The following is a 16,459-nucleotide window of genomic DNA, read 5'->3' on the forward strand; positions in this document are numbered from 1 at the left end:
AAGCATAAGTCATTTAGGGCTGCCGATGAACAGAGACAAGCCCTTACTTAAGCATATGCACGGCATCTATAAACATGTCACCGCGTTCTTCAAATGTTTTGAACTGATCCCAGCTTGCACACGCAGGTGACAAGAGGATGACGTCTCCTTCATTTGAGAGCGCAAACGCCGCAGATACTGCTTGTTCAACATTATCGACACGTTTGACATGTTGTATTCCCAGCTCATTGCCCAGTTTTTCTATCTTCGGCGCCGTCTGGCCGAACGTAAGGACCGCTTTGACATTGTCCATATACGGTTTCAGATCGTCAAAGCCGTTGCCGCGGTCAAGTCCGCCTGCAAGCAGTATAACCGGAGCTTTGAACGCGGAGAGCGCTTTGCTTGTGGCCAAAATATTCGTCGCTTTGCTGTCATTATAAAATTTACGATTCTGAATCGCAGTCACATACTGCAAACGGTGTTTAACACCGGTAAAGCTTGTCAGCACCTTCTGAATCGCTTTATTGGATGCGCCCGCCGTTTTTGCAGCGGCTACAGCAGCTAGAATATTTTCTAAATTGTGCGCGCCCGGCAGTACGATATCATCAACAGGCAGAATCGCTTCATCGCCGAACATCAGCATTCCGTCTTTAATGAATGCGCCGCCGGACAGTTCCTGATGAACTGAAAACGGAACGGTGCCGGCTTTTCCGCCTTCGGCAAGCCGCACGACTGTTTCATCGCTTTGGTTCACGATGGCCGTATCGCTCTCAAACTGATGCAGATACACCTTCTGCTTGGCTTTTTCGTAATTTTCACGGCTGTGGTGATAATCCAAATGAGCGTCAAATACATTTAAAATCAGGCCGATTTCAGGTCTGAACGCATGAGTCCCCATCAGCTGGAACGAAGAAAGCTCCGTGACGATCCATTCATCACCGTCAGCACGATAAGCCACTTCACTGGCCACAGTGCCGATATTCCCCGCGATCAGCGCCTTTATCGAGTCAGCCTTCAGCATTTCGTAGACCAGGGTCGTCGTTGTTGTTTTCCCGTTCGAGCCTGTAATGCCGATGAATTTTGCATTGGTGATATAATACGCAAGCTCGATTTCCGTCCAGACCGGGATGCCTCTTCTTTGCGCTTCCTCCACCATGATATTTTCATACGGGATTCCCGGATTTTTGATCAGAATGGTTATATCATGCTGATCAAAAAGTGATGTCGGATGTTCACCGCAGATAACCTCAATTCCTCTTTCTGAAAGCCTTTGGGCAGGTTCGTTTTCTTCAAAGGCTTTTTGATCATTTACGACGACGTTAATGCCTTTTTCATGAAGAATCGACGCAGCCGCATATCCGCTTTTCGCCAGTCCGAGGACCAGAAAGTTTTGTTTTTGCAAAAAAAGTTCGTTTTCCACTTATAACCACACCTCGATGTAAATTCCTAAAACGGCAAGCAGCAGTCCCGCAGTCCAGAATGTGACGACAACTCTCCATTCAGACCATCCGACCAATTCGTAATGGTGGTGAAGCGGACTCATTTTAAAGATTCGTTTTCCTGTCGTTTTAAAGCTGATGACTTGTAAGATAACAGATAAGGTCTCAATAACAAAAACTCCGCCGATAATGACGAGCAGAATTTCAAGCTTCGTCAGAATGGCAACGGTCACGATCGCTCCTCCGAGCGCAAGCGAACCGGTATCCCCCATAAATACTTTGGCGGGATGGGCGTTGAATACAAGAAAACCGAGAACGGCGCCGACAACGGCAACCGAGAAAATTGCAACGTCATATTGTGACTGGTTCCACGCAAGGATGGCGAAAGCGCCGAATGCGATAGCAGCGGTACCGGACAAGAGACCGTCCAGACCGTCTGTCAGATTGACGGCATTTGAACCTCCGACAAGCATAAAGAGAACGAGGATAAAGTATCCCCAGCCGAGATCGATTGACAGATGTGTTCCCGGCACCCTGATGCCGGTTGAAAAATGGCAGTAATGATATACTCCGTAGAATACAATGGCGATAATGATCTGGCCGATCAATTTCTGTTTCGATGTTAATCCGAGATTCCGTTTCATCACCACTTTAATATAATCATCCAAAAAGCCGAGCAGGCCGTATCCGATCGTGACAAACAGCAGAAGAAACATTTCCGCGCTCAGATGCGAAAATTTCTGCGTCATGACAATCGCCGTAATGGCGATGGATACGATAATCATGACCCCGCCCATCGTCGGCGTCCCTGATTTTTTCATATGTGATTTCGGCCCTTCTTCTCTGATGCTCTGGCCGAATTTTAAACGTCTTAAAAACGGGATAAGAATCGGAGATATCAGAACACTGATTAAAAATCCCATTATTATTGTAAATAAAATCACTTGCTCAAGCATTGCTCTTTTCTCCTCCCGTTTCGTTCAAACGACATACGTATTTATCATATTCAGATTGTTTCCCCGTAATTCTTTTCATTTCCCTCATTCTAACACTCTTTCCTGTTTTACTTTTTATTCAGCTCAACGATAGCTCTTCCCGCTACTTCGGCGTCATCAAAGTCGAATGTTTCATTGCCGATCTGCTGATAGGTTTCATGCCCTTTTCCGGCAATCAGGACCACATCACCCTTTTTTGCGTTGGCAATGGCAAAAAAGATGGCCTGCTCGCGGTTGGCGATACTGTGATAGTAAGTTCCTTCTACCCCTCTTTCCATATCTCTTAATATGGCCAGCGGGTCCTCGCTTCTCGGGTTATCTGAGGTAAAGATCGGTTCGTCGGCGATCCGCACCGCAATTTCCGCCATTTTCGGGCGTTTTGTTTTGTCCCGGTCACCGCCGCAGCCGACGACGACGAAAAGCTTGCCCTCTGTCATGTCTTTGCATGTATTCAGGACGTTTTCCAGACTGTCAGGCGTGTGCGCGTAATCGACGACGACAGGAAACGGCTGATTGTGATTCACCAGTTCAAACCGGCCTCTGACACCTTGCAGCTCTTCAAGAGCGCTTGTGATCGTATCGAACGGGAGACCCGCTGCGATCGCTGTCGCCGCTGCAGCCAGTACGTTATACACGTTGAACCGGCCGACGAGTGAAACCGTGATCTGCTTTGTTCCTTTTGGCGTAACGAGTTCAAAGCTTGTGCCTTGCGCAGAGATCTCAATTTGTTTCGCCATGACATCGGCATCGTTTTCGATTCCGTATGTAAGGATGTGCGCCGCCGTCACTCTTTCAAAATAAGCGCTGGCTTTGTCATCTGCGTTTAAAACGGCCCGCTTCGGCTTTTCATGGTTGAAAGAGCCGCCCAGCTGCGAAAACAGGAGGCTTTTAGCCTGTCTGTAGTCTTCCATCGTCTTGTGATAGTCTAAATGGTCCTGCGTCAGATTCGTGAACACGGCGATATCATAATCGCAGCCGTGAACCCTGCCGAGTGACAGAGCGTGAGAAGATACTTCCATAATAGCTGTATCAACATGCTCGTCATTCATTTTCTTGAACGTTTTTTGCAGTGTGACGCTTTCGGGTGTTGTATTTTTGACCGGGAATGTCTCATCACCGATTTTAATGTACATCGTTCCGATTAAACCGGTCTGTCTTCCCGCTTTTTTGAAAATCTCATCCACCATATGCGTCGTTGATGTCTTGCCGTTTGTGCCGGTGATGCCGATAAGCTGAAGTTTCTTTGTCGGCTGCCCGTAAAACGCGTCAGAAAGAACGCTGAGCGCCCGCTGTGACCGGCGGACGATAATGACAGGAATATCGACGTCAAGCTCTTTCTCGGCGACGATGGCCGCTGCGCCGTTTTCTGCGGCTTTTTGGGCGAAATCATGTCCGTCCACCGTATACCCTTTTATACACACAAAAAGACTCCCTTTTCTCACTTCCCTGGAGTCCATCTCAATTGAAGTTATATCAGGGTCATGAAAGTCATTTTGAACAGGTTCGGCCATTAAATATGTAAGCAGCTTTGTAAGTTTCATTGTATCAAACCTCTCAGAAATTCTATTCATTCTTTTATCATGATAATTGTTTATAAAAGTCAGAATGGCTTTTAAACATACAGTTCATATTTTAGCGTAAATAAAAGGATACATCCAGTTAATCTTAAAAGTTATCTTCTTTTTTTCTCTTTATGATAAAAGGCAGCCGAAAACAATCGGCTGCCTCAAAAAGACTCATTCTTCACTCAAGTAAACACGGATCTTTGAGCCTTCTTTTACTTTCGTTCCGGCTGCAGGTGATTGTTTCACAATTTTGCTTCCTTTTCCTGAGGAGTCTATATTCAAATTGACAAGCAGCGACTCAAGATCAGAGACAGACATCCCTACAACATTCGGAACCTCTATTGTTTTTGTGTCGTTCCATTGATATTTTTTCTCGATTTGATTTTTTCGCGGTTTGACGCCGAGCTCCGGCAGACTGTCTCTCATAATATTTCCGACAATCGGCGCGGCGACGGTTCCCCCGAATTGAATCGTGCCTTTCGGATTATCAACCGCGACATATACGACAAGGCTCGGGTCATCAGCCGGCGCAAAACCGATAAAGGAGACGATATGATTGTTTTCGAGATATTTGCCGTCTTTGACCTTTTGCGCCGTTCCTGTTTTTCCGCCGACGCGATATCCTTCTACAAAGGCATTCCGCCCCGTTCCTTGCGCGACGACGCTTTCTAAAGCGTATCTGATCTGCTTTGACGTTTCCTGGGAAATAACTTGTCTTTTCGCAATCGGCGATTGTTTCTTAACGGTTTTTTTCGTAACGGGATCAACCCACTCTTTGGCGATAAAAGGAGTATAAAGCGTTCCGCCGTTTATTGCTGCGGATACGGCTGCCACCTGCTGAATCGGCGTGACGGAAACCCCTTGTCCGAAAGCGGTTGTCGCCTGTTCGACCGGGCCGACTCTGTCAAGCGGAAATAAGATCCCCGTTCCTTCCCCCTGCAGATCGATGCCTGTTTTCTTTCCAAATCCGAAGTCCTTAATATATTGAAACAGCTTTTGTTTTCCGAGCCGTTCCCCAAGCTGTACAAACCCAGGGTTGCAGGAATTTTGAACGACTTCAAGGTAAGACTGCGAACCGTGGCCGCCCTTTTTCCAGCATCTGAGGCGGGCGCCGTCCACCTCGGCAAATCCTTTGTCATAAAAATGATCTCTTTGCAAGTTTACTTTTTGCTCTTGGAGCGCCGCCGCAAGCGTAATAATCTTAAAGGTCGAACCCGGTTCATACGTGCTCCATACCGGCAGATTCCGGTTGTAAACGGACGGATCCACTGATTGATAGTCAGCCGGATCAAAATCAGGACGGCTTGACATTCCCAGCACTTCCCCGTTTTTCGGATTCATTGCGACCGCAATCATTCCGTCCGGGTTGTATTTCGCTGCTGCATTGTCGAGCTCTCGTTCTATAATCGTCTGAACCTTAGCGTCAATCGTCAATTTCATATCAAGTCCGTCTTTCGGAGGGGTGTAATCATCCGCTTCATCAGGCATTTTCTTCCCCTTGGCATCCGTATAAAATTTCACGGAGCCCTTTACACCTTTTAAGTCATCATCATAATAAGCCTCCAGTCCGAGAAGGCCCTGGTTATCAATACCGGCAAAACCGAGAACATGGGACAAAAAGCTTCCGTACGGATAATGACGGATGCTGTCTTCAGCTACATAAACCCCTTTTAAATCGAGCGCTTTGATTTCTTTCGCTTTTTTATTTGAAATTTTCCGGCCCTCGGGTGAGATTTTTTCTATGGAAGTTTTCTTTGTAATGTGTTTATAGACCTTCTCTTCCGACATATTTAAAACTGACGCGAGAAGCTTGCCCGTTTTTATGGGATTTTGAATCTGGCGCGGTACGACAAAGACGGTCGGCGCGCTTTTATTAGTAGCCAGCTTCACGCCGTTCCGGTCAAGGATCTCTCCCCGCTCAGGCTCAAACGGCAAATTCCGGCTCCAGGAATCCTTAGCCAGCGAAGTCAGCTTTTCCCCCATTACAAATTGGACATAGCCTAATCTGCTGTCAATGATCAAAAAAATGATCACGCCAAAAAGCAAAACCAGTAATAAACGTTTTCGAACCGTTACATTTGAAACGCGCAAGGGACCGTCCACTCCTTATTTAGGCTTGTTTCATTTTATGCCTCAGCTTGGATACATAGAACGGCGCGCATAAAAAAGAAGCCCGCGGGCATCCGCGGACTTCTCTGTCCCGTTAATCAGGATTTTTAAATTTCACCTTGATCACGGTATTTCCCTTCAGTTCTTTGCCTTTTTTGACACTTTGGCTGGCAGCGTAACCTTCGCCGCTCACATCAATGTGAATGCCTGATACCTTGCTGAATTGAAGCACTTCCCGTCTCGACCATCCGGACATATCAGGCATTATCATCTTTCCGTCTGTTTTTAAGAAGATTTTCTGATTGGTAATCACATCTTCCCCGGCTTTCGGATACTGCTCTTTTACGGCAACATCACTGCCGATGACAATCGGTGTGAGATGTTCATTTTTCGCTTCCTTCTCAGCATTCGTAACCGTCTTGTCTGTCAGGTCAGGGATCTTTTGGCTTTTCGTTTCTTCCTGGCCGGAATCTGACTTTTCCGTCGGCTCGATGTTCAGATAATGCAAACTGTTTTTCATCGTCGGGTTAAAGATTTCCGCGACAGGATCGGAACTGCTTTGGCCGGCTTTTAATTGCGGCTGCTGCACGGCTACATAGATGACGAGCTTAGGATCATTTTTCGGTGCCATGCCCATGAATGAAAACACATAGTTGCTCGTTCCTTTTAAATATCCGCCCGTCCCCGCGATTTGCGCGGTTCCCGTTTTCCCCGCAACATCAAAACCTTCAATTTTATAAGGTTTTCCCGTTCCGATGTCTGACGTCACAACTTCTCCGAGCAGGTCCCGGACTTGTTTGGCCGTATCAGCCGAAATCGGCGTGCCTGCTTGTTCGGGCTTTGTCTGCTTGACGACTTTTTTCGTATCAGGGTCGACGATATGGTCAATGACGTAAGGCTTCATCATTTTGCCGTTATTGGCAATCGCCGTGACTGCCTGAAGCTGCTGAATCGGCGTTATCGCCGATGCTTGGCCGTAAGCCGTGGACGCTTTATCAAAATCATATTTGAAGTTAATTTTACTTGATACTTCACCGGGCAGATCAATCCCTGTTTTTTGATAGAGCCCGAATTTGTGCAGATACTCATTAAACCGGTCAAACCCGAGTTTTTTGTCTGCCAGTTTGGCGAAAGCAACATTTGACGACCTCATGAGGCCGTCATGGAAGCTTGTCATGCCCCAGCCGGCTCCATCGTTCCAATCTCGTACTGTTCCGCCGCCTACTTTATATGTTCCTGATTTATATTTCTCGTTTGCAGAAAACACGTTTTCCTGAATCGCCGCGGCAAGCGTAAAGATCTTCATCGTCGATCCCGGTTCATACGCGTACGACACTAAGTCGTTGTAATAATTGGTGACGTTTCTGAGATTCGGATCAAAACTCGGACGCTGCCCCATCGCAAGCACTTTGCCTGTTTTCGGTTCTACGACAGCCGCCATGATTTTTTTCGGTTTATACTTTTCCGCCACTTTCGTCATGCTGTCTTCTAAAAAGGTTTGAATTTTCTGATCAATGGTTAAATATACATTGTCACCGTTTTTAGGTGCGGTGATTTTTTCTTTGCTGTTCGGAAGTTTCCAGCCGGATTTATCACTTTCATACGTGACGGATCCGTCGCGTTCCGTCAGATAGCTGTTCAGTATTTTTTCCAGCCCTAAAGATCCTTGTATCTGGTTTGTTTTTTCATTTACATCGGCATAGCCGAGAACATTTGATAAAAACACACCGTTCGGATAGTAGCGCTTCGTATCTCTTAAGAAAGAAATACCTGGAAGCTTCATTTTTTCGATCTTTTGCTTTTTCGCATAAGAGATATCGCGGCCGGCTGAACCGAATTCCACCTGCTTCGCGCCATTCCTGTTTAAGATGTCCAGAATCTCGCTTTTGTCAAGTTTAATAACACTCGCAAGCTTTTCCGCTGTTTTCTCTTTATCCTTGACATACTGAGGCTTCATCTTTTTATCAAGTATGGCAATGAGCTTATAAGTCGCCGTGTCCTCAGCGAGCACTTTGCCGTTCCGGTCAAGAATGGAGCCGCGGCTCGCTTCTATCGTCCGCTTTTTTTCGTGCTGCTCGGTCGCTTTTGTTGCAAGTTCCACCCCGTTAGCTTTACCGGTTAATTGAATGTACGCCATTCTCCCGAGAATGACAAAGAAAAAGAGAGCGAAACAAATACTCAGTATCGCTGCTCCTCTGTTCATAAACTTATTTTTTTTAGGCATGGGTTATCATTCCTGTATGTTTTTCACTTTTTTATCTTTCAGGTTCAAACCGTGCTTTTTAGCGATATCCATCAATCGCTGCGGCTGGCTTAAATCACCCGCCGTTTTTTGGAGATCACCGATCTGCTTATTCTTCTCTGATACTTTCTCCTCCAGTTTTTGCACCTCAATATTGGATTGGTACGCCGCGTATGCCTTTGATACGATAAACATTGAAGTGGAGAGAACGGCAATGGCAAACAGGACGAGCAGCACCTTTTCCCCGAGTGTAATGGAAGCCCTTTTTTTGACAATCACCTTTTTTTCGGGACTTATCACTGGCCGTTGTTGTTTTTCCTGCTGGTAAGCTAAGTTGCTCATAGGCTGATGACCTCCTTTATGTTGTCATTTGCTGCCCGTTATTTTCGTTTCTCCGCAATGCGGAGCTTCGCTGAGCGGGCGCGGTTATTTTCTTCAAGCTCCTCTTTTGATGCCGTAATGGGTTTTCTCGTAATCAGTTTTAATTCCGGTTCAAATTCTTCCGGTATCACAGGAAGACCCGGAGGCAGTTCGGGAAGTGATGATTTTTCCTTGAATGTCGTCTTGCACATTCTGTCTTCCAGTGAGTGAAAAGTGATCACAGATACCCTTCCGCCCGGCTTCAGCATCTCTATCGCCTGCAAGAGAGCCTCTTCAAATACTTGAAGCTCATCGTTTACGGCGATTCGAATCGCCTGAAATACGCGTTTGGCCGGATGACCGCCGCTTCTTCTCGCCGGAGCCGGTATCGCGTCCTTTATTAGATCGACCAGTTGGCCGGTTGTTTGAATAGGCGATTTCTCTCTTGCCTCTTCAATTTTTCTGGCGATTTGCTTGCTGAATTTTTCTTCTCCGTATTTAAAGAAAATCCGCACAAGATCCTCATACCGCCATTCATTTACGACCTCTTTCGCCGTAAGGGCGGCCGACTGGTCCATCCTCATGTCCAGCGGTGCGTCATGATGATAGCTGAATCCCCGTTCCGGTGTATCAAGCTGCGGTGAGGATACTCCTAAATCAAATAAAATTCCGTCGACACTCGTAATGCCGTGTTCGTGTAAACATTCTTTTAAATAACGAAAGTTGCTTTTCACCAAAATGAGCTGTCCTTTGTACTCAGACAATGTTTGCTTTGCGTTTTCAAGCGCCGTGTCATCTTGGTCAAAGGCGATTAAACGCCCTTTTTCCGATAATTGCTGCAATAAATATGTACTGTGCCCGGCGCCTCCCAGGGTGCAGTCCACATAGGTTCCGTCCGGTTTGATATTTAAACCGTCGACGGTTTCACGTAGAAGTACTGTCTTATGCTGAAACATTTGTGTCGGTCCCACCTTTATCAGGAATGAATTGAATTGTCAGTTGCTGTGATGCACGAAGATCCATTATATATCAAATCCAATCATGTTTTCAGCAATTTCAGCGAATGAATCTTCTTGCTCTTCTGTGTATTGTTCCCAGATTACCTTACTCCACAATTCAATTCGATTGGAAACCCCGATGACAACACATTCTTTTTCCAGTTTTGCGTAATTCAGAAGAGATGACGCAATATTAACCCTTCCCTGCTTGTCCAGTTCGCATTCGGTCGCACCGGAAAAAAAGAAACGGGTAAATGCGCGGGCGTCTTTTTTGGTGAGCGGCAGCGCCTTCAGCTTTTCTTCGATCAGCTTCCATTCATTCATCGGGTAGCCGAAAAGACATTGGTCAAGTCCTCTTGTCAGCACAAACTGCTCACCGAGGCCTTCTCTGAATTTTGCGGGTACGATCATGCGGCCCTTTGCATCAATTGTATGCTGGTATTCACCCATAAACATGATAAGGACCCCCACTTTCTCCCCTAAACTCACCACTATCCGCCACTTCTCTCCACAACCTCATTTTACACTGTTTAAACATAAAAAAAAACCCTGAACTATTCAGGGTTCTTTAAAACTTTGTTTCAAAGTTTGACAATCTGATGTTGGTTTTGAAAAGAAAATGGCAGATGTTTGAAGGTTGTGAAGAATTTTGGACCGTAACGGTTCAAATAATACATTACATTCCAGATCCGTTCCTGCGGAGCGCCGAGCGGTCTGATGCTGTTTTGGATTCTTTCATAGTCACGAAGCACAAAACCTTCTTTTTCTTCAATTCTTTTTGTTACCGTCCGTTCTAGAAACAAGAGCTGATCTTGAATGAAGGCGGCATTCTTCTGTAAGAGCGGCTCAAGGCTTGAATCGACTTTAAGCGCTTCGTCCCTTGCTTTTTTATGGGCAGCTTCAATCTGCGACTTCGCCTGTTCCATCACAGAAGAAAATTCTTCAGGAATCTGCTCGTTAAAATAAGTCTCCTTCAGATGTCCGGTGCCGTGTTCGATCGCTTCCTGAAGCGGGATATTCCGTTCTGAAAGCTTCTTTTCAATATGGCGCTCAAGAATCGTAATGTTTAATCTCGGCACTACCGGAGTCATAGAAAAGCCCATTAATGAGAAAGCCTGCTTCAGCTCGCCCCAATAATTGACTTCCCCCGGCCCTGCGATAAACGCAAGAGTCGGGATGAGAAACTCCTGCATCAGCGGCCTTGTCACAACGTTATTGCTGAAACATTCCGGTTTTTCTTCCATATGAGTATGAAGTTCGTCGTCCGTCCACTCGAGGTCTAGCTCCTTAATGACAAAAACGCCATTTTCTTTTTCAATTAAGAAGCGCTCTCCCTCATACTCGTAAAATAAGTTGGCCTGTTCTTTGTCCGACTCAATAATCGGGTGATAACCGGCTTCCCGCATAAGACGCTGCTGATTTGACACTGCTTCGGCAAGTTCATTATTGTGCTTTAAAATCTGCTGAAACATTACCGTTTCCAGCTTTTTAATCCCGGGATCTCCGGAATTCATCAGAATAAGTCCTTCTTCTTGAAACAAGCCGGCAATTAACAGTTCGAAAAAGTCCGTAAATGTCTCTGATGAGCGTAAACATCGCTTCACATTTTGAAGGAGTGCGTTTGTGTGATCCGTTTCCTCAAAAGAAGCGAACACTTCATCAATCCACGCCGCACATTTTTCCTGATCAAGAGAGGTATTGGCCGCCGATGTTTTTTTCCAGTAAGACTGCGGCAGCTTCTGTTTCACCGGGCCTTTTTTCTCTGTTGACGTATGCACATAATTGATTTCTTCCAGATCGTGATCTTCACCCGCCACCCAGAAAATCGGAACGACAGGAATCCGGAGCGCCTCTTCCTGCTGTCTGGCAAGTACGATAATGGAGATAATCTTATGTATGGTGTAAAGGGGTCCTGTTAAAAGACCGGCCTGCTGTCCGCCTACAACTGCTGCGCTTTTTGGATCTCTCAGTTTTTTGATGGAGGCCTGCATGGCGGCGGAGTTAAATTTTTCGTGATACGAGGATAGGTAATCGGCTAATTCCTCTCTGGCAAACGGCCTTGAAGACAGGTCATGAAGCCGCTTTTGCCATACATCCTCAGAATGAATATCATAATCAAAAAATGAAGACATGTTTTCTCCATCTATATAGTGCTGCACAAACGTATTTTGACTTTTGATGGAAAGTTCAGTTAGCTGCATCTGTCTGGAACTTCCTTTCTCCAATAAATAGTTAGGTTTCCGAAATGAGTATAGCATGTTACCGGAAAACCTCAAAAGACTTTGTTTCAGTTTCTTTCTAACGCTTTTATGCTGCGGTATAAAAACGGGAGATGAACGGCCGGCAATCCCCGGCTCTCCGCTTCTTTCACAAGGTAGCCGATAATCGCATCGGCCTCCGTCCGTCTTCCCGCCAAGATATCGACAAGCATGGAAGAATGATTTTTTTCCGTCCGGCTGCAAACGTCGCAAACCCTGTTCCACGCTTCCTCTCTATCCGCGAGTCCAAGAATTGTCTCCGCTTCTTCAAACACGTTTCTCATATATTTTTTGTAAGCGGCATTTGTTAACAGCTCTCCGTTTTTCACGCGCAGCAATGCAGTTAACGGGTTGATGCATACATTTATGATCAGTTTTCCCGTTAACAGCTGATACCAGTCGTTTTCATCATATACGGGAAAATCCCGGTGCATGCCGGAAAAGATGTTGATGAGCGTTTCCGGCCGGGATGCGCGGAATACACTCCATCTTACGGCACCGGTCCCAGTATGTTCAACGGCATGATCTGATATCCTTTTTGCCCCGTGCTCAACCGTGCCGGCATAAAGCGAATGATCTGTATGCCAATCTTTGATGTCGTGTATGTGTCCCATGCCGTTTTGCAAAAACAACACATTCGTCCCTTTTATTGTCTTAAGATCCGGCAAAACATCGCTGAGCTGGTGCTGTTTAACAGCTGCGATTAAGAGATCGAATCCGGAAGTGATGCCAGTTTGCGCTCTGCATGACGCCGTAAATTCTTTTCCGTCTTTCACCAGCCGTATACCGCCTGAGTTAATCGCATCAGCCTGCTCCGTCCGCCGCGTGATGACCGTTACCTGATGGCGGGACGATAAGTAGTAAGCACATAAAAGGCCCACCGCTCCGCCGCCGATAATTCCGATTTTCACACTTTCACACCCTATATCTGCTTTTTTCCATATTATCATAGCAGAAGCCGCCGCAAATTACTTCAATTTCGTTTTGAACAAAATGACAGACGAACATATTATAGTTGGAATTTTCAATTAAAGCGTTTACAATAATAAGTAGAACACAACAAAGGGGGAGTTTGTGTTGAAAATAGAGCGCCTGCTCATCAACTTTAAGACACTCGAAGAATTTAAAAGGTTTAAAGAATACGGGATGCAGGAGCTGTCCATGCTTGAAGATCTGCAGGATAATATCATTGAAAATGACAGCACCTCGCCTTTTTACGGGATTTACTTCGGGGATAAACTAGTGGCGAGAATGAGTTTATATCAGGTAAGCGGAAGCACGAATCCGTATTTTGATCAGCGTCAGGACTTTTTGGAACTATGGAAGCTTGAGGTTCTTCCTGGCTATCAAAACAACGGATACGGCAAAGCGCTTGTCGATTTTGCAAAATCCTTCAGAATGCCGATCAGGACGAATTCACGCATGAAATCAGCAGAATTCTGGGATAAGATGAATTTCGAGCCCGTTAAATATGATATGGCGCGCGACAAAGGAGAAAACCCTTACATCTGGCATCCTGATATGGACGGTGAAATGACATCCGGGGAAACGGCATAATAAAAAACCGGCCGGGACAACGCCCTCAGGCCGGTTGATTTTACAGGCTCTGCGCCGATTTTCTTTCATCATCTTTCAAATTGACCATCCTTCTCGCCCTGTCCATAATATCAATTAACGCTTTGTAATCTTCTTCCGTCATCTCCAGCTTGTTTCTCAGGCTTTCGTTTTCCTCACGCAGATCCTCGACTTCTTTTTGCAGCGCGGTCAGCTGTTCTGTGAGTTTTTCTTTTTCATGACGCACATCCGCTGCGGCCGGCGACTCTTTAAATTGCTGCAGAAACAAAATCACATCATCAATGGACAGCTCTTTTTCTCCTTCCGCCCTGCGGATCGGGGGCTGCTTGACGGTTCCCGGCAGATTGGCGGAATGCACCCCGATTTGCTTTCTTAATTCCTTCCGCTGTTTTTTCGCCAGTTCTATCCCTGACTGATATTGTTTCCTGACATAAGAATTCCACCTGAACCCGCAGGCGGCAGCCGTTCTCGTCAGCGCTCTGCCGACTTCTTCAAAAGCGGAAAGCTGGGTCCCGCCCTCCCGTATGTGCCTGAGCACCACCTCGGCCAGCAGCAAATCTTCATCTTGCGTCCACGCATCTTGTCTCGTAATCGTCAATCGTATCTCCCTCCATATTTGCTCATTTACCTCATACATATGCCGCTGATAGATTAGATAGACTATTGGCGCTCACAATTTTTTCGGCGGAAGCAGGCTGGAGGGAGAAAAAAAGAAAAGCGCAGGAACCGAAATTCCCGCGCTTTTCTTCATACATTAATTGCTTTTTACATTTATGTCTTTGCCGTTGTATGATCCGCATGCTTTACATACACGGTGAGACAATTTCATCTCTCCGCATGACGGGCATTCTGTCATACCAGGTACATTTAGTTTGAAATGTGTACGGCGCAATCTTTTTTTCATTTTAGAAGTTCTTCTAAAAGGTACAGCCATTATTCCCACCTCCTTAAAGAGTTAAGATTCATCATCTTGTGTTAAGAGCTTTTTCAGATCCGCAAGTCTGGGGTCGATCTGATTTTTCTTCTCTTCCTCAGAAATCACTTGCCAATCCTTTCCCACTTGGGGAGCGGCCCCTTCTTTTTGTTCAGTTTCACAAAAGATTTGCATAGGAATTTCTAAAAGAATCTCTTCTTTTACGATCGGAGTCAAGTCGACGGTATCGTCTTCAGCAATATGAACGTCCTCATCTTCTATATCATCCGTCTTATGAAATCTAAACAGTTCTTTTGTCGCGATTGTAAATGGATACGGCACATCAACTAAAGTTCTTGAGCACGGCAAAACCATTTCGCCTGAAATCGTAAAGTCAAACGAAACCTGCTTGGATTCAATCTCCGCACGGCCCTTCACCCGGACGGGAGAAATGCGGCGGATGTCAGAATTCAATTTTGTCAGCTCATTCAACTCAACTGTTTCATCAAATTCAAAGCTCTTTTTCGCCATTTGATGAAGCTGATAAATCGTCCATTTCATTTGTATCACCTCAGGAAAGCAACAAACATGATTATAGCTTTTCAGAATGTTTTTGTCAATATTTTTTCTTTACAGCATAATGCCGCCGTCATGCAATCGTTGACAGCCGGATAGGCTAATCATACACTAAACAAAACGGACGAAAATATGCACTTCATTTGCAAATGTACCATACGAAGCAAAACATAGCAAGAAAGGCGGAACAAATATGAAAGCAGTCGGCCTGGTTGTTGAATATAATCCCTTTCATAACGGACACCGCTATCATGCGGAACAAGCAAAAATCAAGACGGACAGCAGCGTCGCGGCAGCGGTGATGAGCGGCCCTTTTTTGCAGCGCGGGGAACCGGCCGCCGTCTCAAAGTGGGCCCGGACAAAAATGGCGCTGGAAAACGGCGTGGATATCGTCATTGAGCTCCCTTATATATATGCCGTACAAAAAGCGGAATTATTCGCGCGCGGCAGTGTCTCGCTTCTTCACCAATTAGGATGCAGCAGCTTATTTTTCGGCAGTGAAAACGGACGGATTGACCCCTTTATTGAAGCCGCTGAAGCGTTCAGCCGAAAGGAATCTGACTGCAGCCAGATTCTGAAAGAGGAGCTGAAAAAGGGGCTCAGCTATCCGGCCGCCGCCTCAAAAGCTTTTTCACACATATTCAAAGGACAGGACATGCTTGATTTGTCTAAGCCGAATAATATTCTCGGTTTTCACTACGTCAAAGCGATACATGCCTCCGGTTCCGCCATGAAGCCTTATACGACAGCCAGGGTCGCTTCCGGGTATCATGACGCCGAGCTTCCCGGGGATGACAGCCGGATAGCCAGCGCCACAAGCATCAGAAAAGCGCTGCTAGAAGAGGGAACGGCGGCCGTAAAGAGCTTTCTCCCTGAAGCGTCTGTGCGCGAGCTGGACGCATACAGAAACTCATACGGATTATGGCATAGCACGGAAGACTATTTTTCATATGTAAAATACAGTCTCAGCACTCTGTCTGCTGAAGAATTAAGCCGAATCTATGAAGTGGAAGAAGGCCTTGAGCACAGAATTCTGCGCACCATCAGACAAGCCCGCTCCTACCAGGAAATGATGGAACTATTGAAAACAAAAAGATACACGTGGACGAGGCTGCAGCGGATGAATACGCACATTCTGACACGGACGAAGAAAGAAGACATGCACCGGCTTTTAAAGCCTGCAAGCGCACCTTATATCCGTCTTCTCGGAATGACGAAAAAAGGACAGGCATACCTGTCGGCAAAGAAAAAAGAGCTTACCGCGCCGCTCGTCAGCAAGCTCTCCTCTTTCTCCCATCCCGCTCTGGATCTGGACATATCGGCGGGACGGGTTTACAGCCTGCCGATAAAAGAACCTGAACGCACATGGTTTGAGAAACAGGAATTTTCACAAGCGCCGATCCGCTATGATGAAGACGAAAAACGTTTTTTGAATGCGTAAAAAAAGCAC

The 16,459-nt window shown here is 46.1% G+C and carries 15 protein-coding genes; 2 read left to right on the plus strand and 13 right to left on the minus strand.

The window, feature by feature from the left end:
* Positions 1 to 43: 43 nt before the first annotated feature.
* The 10 genes from murD to AC1DN5_RS05815 form a co-directional block, all read right to left on the minus strand.
* The gene (murD, locus tag AC1DN5_RS05770) at positions 44 to 1,399 is read right to left on the minus strand and encodes a UDP-N-acetylmuramoyl-L-alanine--D-glutamate ligase (protein ID WP_366969417.1); all 1,356 of its coding nucleotides are present in this window, start codon (positions 1,397 to 1,399) and stop codon (positions 44 to 46) included.
* Positions 1,400 to 2,374: a phospho-N-acetylmuramoyl-pentapeptide-transferase gene (gene mraY, locus AC1DN5_RS05775; RefSeq protein ID WP_007409707.1), complete on the minus strand. Its 975-nt coding sequence runs from the start codon at positions 2,372 to 2,374 to the stop codon at positions 1,400 to 1,402.
* A gap of 107 nt (positions 2,375 to 2,481) precedes the next feature.
* Positions 2,482 to 3,954, minus strand: coding sequence for a UDP-N-acetylmuramoyl-L-alanyl-D-glutamate--2,6-diaminopimelate ligase (locus tag AC1DN5_RS05780; RefSeq protein ID WP_016936209.1), 1,473 nt, complete (start codon positions 3,952 to 3,954; stop codon positions 2,482 to 2,484).
* A gap of 195 nt (positions 3,955 to 4,149) precedes the next feature.
* Positions 4,150 to 6,069 (minus strand): stage V sporulation protein D, encoded by a 1,920-nt coding sequence (locus AC1DN5_RS05785; protein WP_016936210.1) that lies wholly within the window; start codon positions 6,067 to 6,069, stop codon positions 4,150 to 4,152.
* Positions 6,070 to 6,181: 112 nt separating this feature from the next.
* Positions 6,182 to 8,311, minus strand: a complete 2,130-nt coding sequence (gene pbpB / locus AC1DN5_RS05790) for a penicillin-binding protein 2B (RefSeq protein WP_016936211.1) — start codon at positions 8,309 to 8,311, stop codon at positions 6,182 to 6,184.
* A 6-nt stretch (positions 8,312 to 8,317) separates the two neighbouring features.
* A complete protein-coding gene (gene ftsL, locus AC1DN5_RS05795) occupies positions 8,318 to 8,671 on the minus strand; it encodes a cell division protein FtsL (protein ID WP_016936212.1) in 354 nt (117 codons plus the stop codon).
* 38 nt (positions 8,672 to 8,709) lie between these two features.
* Entirely contained in the window at positions 8,710 to 9,645 is a 936-nt protein-coding gene (rsmH, locus tag AC1DN5_RS05800; protein WP_016936213.1) for a 16S rRNA (cytosine(1402)-N(4))-methyltransferase RsmH, read from the minus strand.
* Between the two features lie 66 nt (positions 9,646 to 9,711).
* Positions 9,712 to 10,143: a division/cell wall cluster transcriptional repressor MraZ gene (gene mraZ, locus AC1DN5_RS05805; protein WP_013352164.1), complete on the minus strand. Its 432-nt coding sequence runs from the start codon at positions 10,141 to 10,143 to the stop codon at positions 9,712 to 9,714.
* Between the two features lie 125 nt (positions 10,144 to 10,268).
* A complete protein-coding gene (gene bshC, locus AC1DN5_RS05810) occupies positions 10,269 to 11,888 on the minus strand; it encodes a bacillithiol biosynthesis cysteine-adding enzyme BshC (RefSeq protein ID WP_016936214.1) in 1,620 nt (539 codons plus the stop codon).
* An 86-nt stretch (positions 11,889 to 11,974) separates the two neighbouring features.
* Entirely contained in the window at positions 11,975 to 12,856 is an 882-nt protein-coding gene (locus AC1DN5_RS05815) for a 2-dehydropantoate 2-reductase (RefSeq protein WP_255034064.1), read from the minus strand.
* A gap of 163 nt (positions 12,857 to 13,019) precedes the next feature.
* Here AC1DN5_RS05815 and AC1DN5_RS05820 point away from each other — a divergent pair, with 163 nt between their 5' ends.
* Positions 13,020 to 13,502, plus strand: a complete 483-nt coding sequence (locus AC1DN5_RS05820) for an N-acetyltransferase (RefSeq protein ID WP_016936216.1) — start codon at positions 13,020 to 13,022, stop codon at positions 13,500 to 13,502.
* A gap of 40 nt (positions 13,503 to 13,542) precedes the next feature.
* Here the strand turns inward: AC1DN5_RS05820 and gerR are convergent, their stop codons facing one another.
* The 3 genes from gerR to AC1DN5_RS05835 form a co-directional block, all read right to left on the minus strand.
* Positions 13,543 to 14,118, minus strand: coding sequence for a sporulation-specific transcriptional regulator GerR (gerR, locus tag AC1DN5_RS05825; RefSeq protein WP_016936217.1), 576 nt, complete (start codon positions 14,116 to 14,118; stop codon positions 13,543 to 13,545).
* Between the two features lie 156 nt (positions 14,119 to 14,274).
* Positions 14,275 to 14,454, minus strand: coding sequence for a 50S ribosomal protein L32 (gene rpmF / locus AC1DN5_RS05830; protein WP_003154457.1), 180 nt, complete (start codon positions 14,452 to 14,454; stop codon positions 14,275 to 14,277).
* A gap of 21 nt (positions 14,455 to 14,475) precedes the next feature.
* A complete protein-coding gene (locus tag AC1DN5_RS05835) occupies positions 14,476 to 14,994 on the minus strand; it encodes a YceD family protein (RefSeq protein ID WP_016936218.1) in 519 nt (172 codons plus the stop codon).
* Between the two features lie 208 nt (positions 14,995 to 15,202).
* On the opposite strand from AC1DN5_RS05835, the gene AC1DN5_RS05840 reads away from it, so the two are divergent.
* Complete coding sequence (locus tag AC1DN5_RS05840) at positions 15,203 to 16,450, plus strand: nucleotidyltransferase (protein ID WP_366969421.1); 1,248 nt, start codon at positions 15,203 to 15,205, stop codon at positions 16,448 to 16,450.
* Positions 16,451 to 16,459 lie beyond the last annotated feature (9 nt).

The sequence above is a fragment of the Bacillus sp. 01N42_2 genome (assembly GCF_056399565.1).

Bases quoted from the DNA above. Each gene is read 5' to 3' on its own strand.
- pbpB (WP_016936211.1), bottom strand. From the start codon at position 8,311: ATGCCTAAAAAAAATAAGTTTATGAACAGAGGAGCAGCGATACTGAGT.
- AC1DN5_RS05835 (WP_016936218.1), bottom strand. From the start codon at position 14,994: ATGAAATGGACGATTTATCAGCTTCATCAAATGGCGAAAAAGAGCTTT.
- ftsL (WP_016936212.1), bottom strand. From the start codon at position 8,671: ATGAGCAACTTAGCTTACCAGCAGGAAAAACAACAACGGCCAGTGATA.
- mraY (WP_007409707.1), bottom strand. From the start codon at position 2,374: ATGCTTGAGCAAGTGATTTTATTTACAATAATAATGGGATTTTTAATC.
- rsmH (WP_016936213.1), bottom strand. From the start codon at position 9,645: ATGTTTCAGCATAAGACAGTACTTCTACGTGAAACCGTCGACGGTTTA.
- mraZ (WP_013352164.1), bottom strand. From the start codon at position 10,143: ATGTTTATGGGTGAATACCAGCATACAATTGATGCAAAGGGCCGCATG.
- AC1DN5_RS05840 (WP_366969421.1), top strand. From the start codon at position 15,203: ATGAAAGCAGTCGGCCTGGTTGTTGAATATAATCCCTTTCATAACGGA.
- rpmF (WP_003154457.1), bottom strand. From the start codon at position 14,454: ATGGCTGTACCTTTTAGAAGAACTTCTAAAATGAAAAAAAGATTGCGC.
- AC1DN5_RS05780 (WP_016936209.1), bottom strand. From the start codon at position 3,954: ATGAAACTTACAAAGCTGCTTACATATTTAATGGCCGAACCTGTTCAA.
- bshC (WP_016936214.1), bottom strand. From the start codon at position 11,888: ATGCAGCTAACTGAACTTTCCATCAAAAGTCAAAATACGTTTGTGCAG.